Source organism: Dietzia sp. DQ12-76, from assembly GCF_014145045.1.
Taxonomy (GTDB): Bacteria; Actinomycetota; Actinomycetes; order Mycobacteriales; family Mycobacteriaceae; genus Dietzia.
Genome location: NZ_JAALDV010000035.1, coordinates 1 through 7,347 on the forward strand (window position 1 = coordinate 1; position 7,347 = coordinate 7,347).

11 protein-coding genes are annotated in these 7,347 nt (G+C 69.1%); 3 read left to right on the plus strand and 8 right to left on the minus strand.

Annotated features, from left to right (window positions below; all coding sequences use genetic code 11):
• Nucleotides 1-406 (minus strand): DEAD/DEAH box helicase (locus tag G6019_RS01835; protein ID WP_182626948.1); only part of this gene is annotated, 406 nt, incomplete at its 3' end.
• Nucleotides 407-473: 67 nt separating this feature from the next.
• Between G6019_RS01835 and G6019_RS01840 the strand changes: the two genes are divergently transcribed.
• From G6019_RS01840 to G6019_RS01850, 3 genes are read left to right on the plus strand one after another with little or no spacing between them, the layout of a single operon-like run.
• A complete protein-coding gene (locus G6019_RS01840; protein ID WP_156607221.1) occupies nucleotides 474-1,235 on the plus strand; it encodes a 3'(2'),5'-bisphosphate nucleotidase CysQ in 762 nt (253 codons plus the stop codon).
• A gap of 10 nt (nucleotides 1,236-1,245) precedes the next feature.
• Nucleotides 1,246-2,046: a thymidylate synthase gene (locus G6019_RS01845; RefSeq protein ID WP_182612411.1), complete on the plus strand. Its 801-nt coding sequence runs from the start codon at nucleotides 1,246-1,248 to the stop codon at nucleotides 2,044-2,046.
• Between the two features lie 17 nt (nucleotides 2,047-2,063).
• A complete protein-coding gene (locus tag G6019_RS01850; RefSeq protein WP_107757005.1) occupies nucleotides 2,064-2,576 on the plus strand; it encodes a dihydrofolate reductase in 513 nt (170 codons plus the stop codon).
• A 15-nt stretch (nucleotides 2,577-2,591) separates the two neighbouring features.
• Here the strand turns inward: G6019_RS01850 and G6019_RS01855 are convergent, their stop codons facing one another.
• The 7 genes from G6019_RS01855 to G6019_RS01885 all read right to left on the minus strand — a co-directional run.
• Nucleotides 2,592-3,206, minus strand: a complete 615-nt coding sequence (locus G6019_RS01855) for a DUF1707 SHOCT-like domain-containing protein (RefSeq protein ID WP_107757006.1) — start codon at nucleotides 3,204-3,206, stop codon at nucleotides 2,592-2,594.
• Nucleotides 3,207-3,219: 13 nt separating this feature from the next.
• A complete protein-coding gene (locus G6019_RS01860) occupies nucleotides 3,220-3,606 on the minus strand; it encodes a DUF302 domain-containing protein (protein ID WP_107757007.1) in 387 nt (128 codons plus the stop codon).
• Nucleotides 3,607-3,678: 72 nt separating this feature from the next.
• Nucleotides 3,679-3,945, minus strand: a complete 267-nt coding sequence (locus tag G6019_RS01865; protein WP_017836249.1) for a metal-sensitive transcriptional regulator — start codon at nucleotides 3,943-3,945, stop codon at nucleotides 3,679-3,681.
• Between the two features lie 140 nt (nucleotides 3,946-4,085).
• The gene (locus G6019_RS01870; protein WP_107757009.1) at nucleotides 4,086-5,207 is read right to left on the minus strand and encodes an NDMA-dependent alcohol dehydrogenase; all 1,122 of its coding nucleotides are present in this window, start codon (nucleotides 5,205-5,207) and stop codon (nucleotides 4,086-4,088) included.
• Nucleotides 5,208-5,341: 134 nt separating this feature from the next.
• Nucleotides 5,342-5,725 carry a thioredoxin gene (trxA, locus tag G6019_RS01875; RefSeq protein WP_107757010.1) on the minus strand — a complete coding sequence of 128 codons (384 nt, stop codon included), beginning with the start codon at nucleotides 5,723-5,725 and terminating at the stop codon, nucleotides 5,342-5,344.
• A gap of 156 nt (nucleotides 5,726-5,881) precedes the next feature.
• Nucleotides 5,882-6,802 (minus strand): alpha/beta fold hydrolase, encoded by a 921-nt coding sequence (locus tag G6019_RS01880; protein ID WP_107757011.1) that lies wholly within the window; start codon nucleotides 6,800-6,802, stop codon nucleotides 5,882-5,884.
• 57 nt (nucleotides 6,803-6,859) lie between these two features.
• The coding region (locus G6019_RS01885; protein WP_241725830.1) for a GMC oxidoreductase at nucleotides 6,860-7,347 on the minus strand (488 nt) is incomplete at its 5' end.

Below are 7,347 nucleotides of genomic sequence, written 5' to 3' on the forward strand. Positions count from 1 at the left end.
GGCGGCGCTCCTCCGGAGGGGTGTCGCCGGTGCGGATCCCCACCGTCACCTCGGCCGTCCGCACCCCCAGGGACGCGGCCTGACGGGCGATACCGGCCAGCGGCGCCCGGAGGTTGCGCTCGACGTCCACGGCCAGCGCCTTGAGCGGGGAGATGTAGAGGACGTGCGTGCCGGGCGGGCGCTCAGCCGAGCCGTCGGTATCACCCCCGCCCCCCAACATCAGCCGGTCGAGCGAGTCGAGGAACGCCGACAGCGTCTTGCCCGACCCCGTCGGGGCCACGACGAGCGTGTGGGCGCCGCTCGCGAGGGAATCCCACGCCCCCTCCTGCGCCGGGGTGGGCCGGTCGAACGCCCCACGGAACCACGAGGCCGTGGCCGGGTGGAACCGCTCCAGTGCGTCGGACATGAACTCATGATGTCCCACGACTACGACACCGTCCCGATCGCCGCCCCTCCTCCGTAGAGTGTCTGCCATGCACAGCGACAGCACGCGTGATCTCGACGACGATGACCTCGCCTGCTTCCTCGCCACGGGGATAGGGGACATCGTCCGGGGCACGCGCGCCGGAGGGCTGCTCCGCGGACGATCGCTGGCCCGTGTCGCCAACGAGGTCGCGCAGAACTGGACCGACGAGGTGCTGGCCGTGCACCGTCCGGACGACGGCACCCTCTCCGAAGGGGTGTCCGACGACCTGAGCAGGTTGGACAAGTCCCGGGTCTGGATCATCGACGTGATCGACGGCACCAAGGAGTTCTCCACCGGCCGATCCGACTGGTCGGTCCACGTCGCGCTCGTCGTCGACGGGTACCCCACCGTCGCCTCGGTGGGACTGCCCGACTCGGGCCGAGTGTTCCGTTCGGACCAGGTCGACTACGTGGACGGCCCCCCCTCGGGGACCATGGTCATCAGCCGCAACAACCCCCCGCCCGGGGCGCTCCAGGTCGCTGACGCGGTCGGTCTGCAGGTGCGTCCCATGGGTTCCGCCGGGGCCAAGATGCTCTCGGTTCTGCTGGGCGACGCGGACGCCTATCTTCACGCCGGCGGTCAGGACGAGTGGGACCAGGCCGCGCCGGTGGGCGTCGCCCTGGCCGCGGGGCTGCACGCCTCGCGCCTCGACGGGACGCCCATCCGGTTCAACAAGCCCGACACGCACTCCCCGGACGTGCTGATCTGCCGCCCCGAGCTCACCGAGAAGATCCTGGCCGCCCAGGCCGCGCAAGCGACTCGAACGTAGACTGCCGGTCATGACCGTCCCCACCCCGTACGAGGACCTTCTCCGACTCGTCCTGGAGCACGGCAGCCCCAAGTCCGACCGCACGGGGACCGGCACCCGCAGCCTGTTCGGCCACCAACTGCGCTATGACCTGGCGGCGGGGTTCCCTCTGATCACCACCAAGCGCGTCCACTTCAAGTCGGTGGCCTACGAACTGCTGTGGTTCCTGCGCGGGGACTCCAACGTCGGCTGGTTGCGCGAGAACGGCGTGAGCATCTGGGACGAGTGGGCCGACGAGCGCGGCGAGCTCGGGCCCGTCTACGGCGTTCAGTGGCGGTCCTGGCCCACCCCCGACGGGCGGCACGTCGACCAGATCGCGGCGTCGGTGGACCTCCTGCGCTCCGACCCGGATTCCCGTCGGAACATCGTCTCCGCGTGGAACGTGGGCGAGCTGTCGGACATGGCGCTACCGCCGTGCCACCTGCTGTTCCAGTTCTACGTGGCCGACGGCAGGCTGAGCTGCCAGCTCTACCAGCGCAGCGCCGATCTCTTCCTGGGCGTCCCGTTCAACATCGCCTCCTACTCGCTGCTCACCCACATGGTGGCCCAGCAGGTCGGACTGGAGGTGGGCGAGTTCATCTGGACCGGTGGCGACTGCCACATCTACGACAACCACGTCGAGCAGGCGCGGACCCAGCTGGCCCGCGAGGCCTTCCCCTACCCGGAGCTCCGCCTGCGGCGGGCCGACTCGATCTTCGACTATCGCTTCGAGGACTTCGACGTGGTCGGGTACGAGCACCACCCGGGCATCAAGGCCCCGGTCGCGGTCTGAGCGCGGCGGAGGCGACCGTGCCGGTGCGGATGGTGTGGGCGCAGGCCCGCGGCGGGGTGATCGGCGACGGCCGGGACATGCCCTGGTACGTCCCGGAGGATCTCGCGTTCTTCAAGCAGACCACCGCGGGCCTGCCGGTGGTGATGGGTCGGGCCACCTGGGAGTCGTTGCCGGAGCGGTTCCGGCCCCTGCCCGGCCGGCGCAACATCGTCTGCACCCGGGACGCCGAGTGGGCGGCCAGCGGGGCCGAGCGCGCATTGTCGGTGGCCGAGGCGCTGGCGTCGGCCGGACCCGACGCCGTCGTCATGGGCGGCGGACAGATCTACGCCGCGGCGCTCGTCGCGGCGGACGAGTGCCTGGTCACCGAGATCGACGCGGACGCCCCGGGGACCGTCCTCGCCCCGGAGCTGGACGGGACCTGGGAGCGGGTCGAGGTGGGCGACTGGATCACCGACCCGCGTAGTCGCGTCGAGGGCTACGACGACGAGGTCCGGCACCGTCACACGGTGTGGCGCCGTCGGCAGGGGTGAGCCCTCGGCGCGACGCTAGAACCACTTCCAGGTCTTGGGGATCCGCTCCCCCGCGGCGAGGATCTTGATCTTCACGCCGGCCATGAAGCCGTTGATCTCGAAGTCCAGGTGGGGGCCCCCACGGACGTCGTAGCGGCCCTCGTCGATCTTGAGCTCGGACCACGTCCGGTTGCCGGTCACCGCGACCGAGACACCCGGGGGGAGCAGGATCTTGGCGTTGGCAGCCCACAGATCGAGCTTGATGTGCGTGCGTGGGCGGTCGACCACCGCCTCACGGGCGTCGAGGAAGATCTCACCCATCCAGGACGTCAGCCGGTAGTCATCCGGGAGGGACCACCGGCCCTCCCGCTTGAGCGTGTCGAAGACCGAGGTCCTCTTCTGACTCTCGTCCACGGTGATCGCCCCTGTCGGCCGGGTGGCCGGCGGCTGCGCCGAGGTCGGGGGCGGCCCGGCGGCGCTGTGCATCGGCAGCCCGCTCAGGGCCGCCTCCAACTCGGAGGGGCAGGTGGCGGACCAGATGCGGGCGGCCCGGTCCGAGAACTCGGCGAGGGACAACTCCCCCCGGCCCACCATCGCCTCCAGTCTCTGCTGGGCGAGGGCCCGGGGATCGGTGTGCGGCTCCTGGGTCATGCCCCAAGGCTACTCAGCGGGTCAGGTCCTTCATCATCGACCGCATCTGCGCGGACAACTCGTCCGCCATGTCCTGGAGGCCACCAGAGATGACCTGCGCCAGCAGCGCCGGGTTCTGCGCCTCGATGACGCATCCCCCGGATGACTCACGGACCACGACGTTGCAGGGCAGCATCAGCGCGACCTCCTTGCTCACGTCGAACGCCTCGCCCGCGAACCCGGGATTGCAGGCGCCGAGGATCAGGACGCGCTCGATGTCCTTGTCGATCTTCTTCTTGAGGGTCGCGGTGAGGTCGATCTCGTGGAGGATCCCGAAGCCGCGGTCGGCGAGCGCCTCGCGGGTGGCCTCCACCGCCTCGTCGAACCCCATCGCCGTGTACGTACCGATTCCGACGTCCATGTCGTAGTCCTCACGTCTGTGGTCGGGTGTCTGCGGGTGCCGGGGCCAGCATCCCACGGTCTCTGGCCGCGGTCAGGCGAGCGAGAGGAAGAGTTTCTCCAATTCGGCGACCGTGATGCCGTCCTCACCGGACTCGCCGTCGGCGGCCAGGCACTCCTGGATGTTGGTGCTGATGATCTTGAATCCGGCACGGTCCAGCGCCTTGGAGACCGCGGCCAACTGCGTGACGACATCCTTGCAGGGACGCTCCTGCTCGACCATGTCGATCACCGCGTTCAGTTGCCCCCGCGCCCGGCGCAGGCGGTTGAGCACCTGGGTCCTCGCCTCGTCGTCAGCCATACCAGGCCCTCCTGCTCTCTCGCGGATGCGTGTCGATCCACGGCCCATTGTACCCATGGGGGTATTTCTGTCCAGTCCGGGATACGGCGAGGGCCCCGGCCCACCTCTGCCGAGGGGAACCGGGGCCCGGGCCGAGGCGATCAGTCGTCGTGGACGATGATCCCGCGGACCATGCCCTGTCCACCCGACTCCATGATCTCGTACCCCTCGTTGACCTGGTCGAGCGTGAAGCGGTGGGTGATCAGCTCGTCGAGCTTCAGTTGCTTCTCGTCCCACAGCCGCAGAATGTTGGGGATGTCGTGGAAGGCGTTGGCCGAGCCGAACAACGATCCCTTGATGACCTTCTCGTACTGCGAGACGAACAACCCCGTGAGGTTGATGGACTGGTTGTCGAGTCCGCCCATCGAGGTCAGGACCACGACCCCACGCTTGCCCACCATGTCGGTGGCGTCGGCGGTCACCTTCGCATCGGCCACACCAATCGTGATGATGGCCTTCTCCGCCATGGCGCCCCAGGTCAGGCCCGGCAACTCGGCCTTGGCCTGCTCCACGTCTGTGTAGACGTGGGTCGCACCGAACTCCTGGGCCTTGGCCAGCTTCGACTCGTCGGTGTCGATGGCGAGGATGAATCGCGCCCCGGCGTGCTTCGCGCCCTGGATCGCGTTGATACCGATGCCACCGATGCCGAAGACCACCACGGTGTCCCCGGCCCGGACATCGGCCGAGTAGACGGCGGATCCCCAGCCGGTGGTGACGCCGCAGCCCACGAGCGCCGCGACCTCGAAGGGGATCCAGTCCTGGACCTTGACCACCGAGTTCATATTGGCGACGGTGTACTGCGAGAACGTGCCGAGGGTGCACATCGCACCCGCGGTCTCACCATTGGCGAGGGCGAACGGGTAGCGGCCGTCGGCCATCTCGCCGATGGTGCCGTTGAGTCCGCCGTCGCACAGGTTGGTCATGCCGCGGGCGCAGGCCGAGCACTTGCCGCAGGCCGGGATGAACGAACCCACCACGTGGTCGCCGGGCTGGACGTGGGTCACGCCCTCCCCGACCGCCTCGACGACGCCCGCACCCTCGTGCCCGCCGACGATCGGAAGACGCCCGGGCAGGTCACCACTGGTGATGTGGAGGTCGGAATGGCACAGGCCGGCGACCTTCCACTTGACGAGCACCTCGCCGAAATTGGGACCGTCGAGCTCGGCCTCGACGATCTCGAACGGCTTGCCCAGCTCGCGGGCGATGGCGGCCTTGGTCTTCATTCGACTCCCTCCGGGCGCGACGGGGGGATCCCGCCACTGGAACGTGTTCTCATCACGATATCCGCATTACTGGCGCGGAGCTCGCTGATTCGAGAACGTGTTCTTGTTTTGCGCCCGGACGGACGTGGCCGGACTCAGGCCCGGGCGTCGCCCTGCTGTGCCTGCGCCTCTTCGACGGCCTTGCGGACCTCGTCCATGTCGAGACCCTTGATCTGCTCGACCAGGTCGTCGAGCGCCTGCTCAGGGATCGCGCCGGAATGACGGAACACGGCGATGCCCTCACGGAACGCCATGAGGGTGGGGATCGACTGGATCTGGAGCATGGCGCCCAGCTGCTGCTCCGCGTCGGTGTCGACCTTCGCGAAGACGAGCTCGGGGTTCTTGCCGGAGACCTTCTCGAACACCGGCCCGAAAGCCTTGCACGGGCCGCACCACTCGGCCCAGAAGTCCACCAGGACGATGTCGTTGTCGGTGACGGTCTTCTCGAAGTCGGCGGTCGTGATGTCGACGGTGGTCATACGATTGCCCTCCTAGCGGGACGGGGCGACTCTCGTCCCGTCGTCTCTCGTCGCCAGCCTACGGACAGCCCGCGCCGACGACGACCTTCTCGCACGAACCATACCCATGCGGGTATTCACGGCCGTGCAGTGTGGAACAACGCCGCCCGATCGGGGTTATTCCCCGGACGCCCCCTGCCGGGGCGGGGAGCCGAGGATCTCCGCGAGGAACCACTCGAGTTGGTCGAGGAACACGGCGTTGTCGTCACCGGCCACCATGTGGCCCGCGTCCGCGACCTCGTGCGTGTAGGCGTGCGGGAGATGTCGCAGCAGGTGGGCCACCGACTCGTCACTGACGATGTCGGAACGCGACCCCCGGATGAGCATGGTCGGTTCGGACACGTGGGGCACGATCCCCTCGAAGTAGTCGTTTCCGATCTCGGCGTTGTCTCCGGTGGCGCCCGCGACGAAACGTGGGTCCCAGTGCCAGTACCAGCGGCCGTCGTCCTTCTGTCGGAGGTTCTTGCGCAGGCCGTCGAGGTTCGATGGACGACGACGATTCGGTTGATAGGAGGCGATCGCGTCCGCGGCCTCCTCGAGGTCCGCGAACCCGTCGAGACCGGAACGCATGAACTCCCCGATCCGCTCCACACCCTCCGCCTCGATCCTCGGGGTGACGTCCACCAGCACCAGCGCCCGGGCGACGGGCTTGCCCGTCCCCAGCGCCAACAGCCCGGTCAACCCGCCCAGCGAGGCCCCGACGAGCACCGGCAGCCGGTCGGTGAAGCGTGCGGCCACGATCAGTTCCAGGTCGTCGACCATGCGGTGGATGTCGTAGTCCCCGTCGTCCGCCCAGTCGCTGTCCCCGTGACCGCGCGCGTCCATCGTCGTCACCCGGTACCCCTCGGTCGCCAGACGCCGGGCGGCGCGGTTCCACGAGTTCCGGGTCTGCGCTCCGCCGTGCAGCATGAGGATCTCGTCGACCGGATCGGCTCCACCGGACGGCTCCCACACGTCGCCGACGAGCATCCCGGCCGCTCCGGCGACCGTGAACGACCGGGGCTCGACGGTCTCGATCTCCAACTCGCTACTCGTCATGTTGACCCTTCCGCCCGCACCCCCACCGCTGCGGTGGAACGTGTTCTCGTATCGGTTCTACCACGAGTCCCGGTGGACCACTCGCGCGGCGAGGTCCTCGGCCACCGCGAGAACCGACAGGTAGGGGCCGCACCGCGGCAGTGTCGGGAACACCGAGGCGTCGGCCACCCGCAGCCCCTCGCACCCCAGGACCCGGCCGGAGTCGTCCACGACCTCGCCGATCCGCGCCGACCCCGCGAGGTGCTGGGAGGTGGACCGGATCGGATCCGGCCGCGGCGCGCCATCCGGGATCCCCAGTCCGTCCGCGACCGCCCCGGCGGCGTGCTCCAGAGCGGCGGCGTCGAGGGGGTCGTCGGCCAGCACCACGTGAGGACCGCTGTCCGCGGTGCTCCCACCTCGGATCCGTCCCCGACCCACGGGGTTCATCAGCGCCACCCCGATCCGGTGCGGCTGGGATTCCAGTCCCGGGATCACCCGGTGCATCGGAACCGAGTAGGGCCGCACCTCGATCTCCACGGGGCCCTTCGGCCCGGGCAGAGTCAACA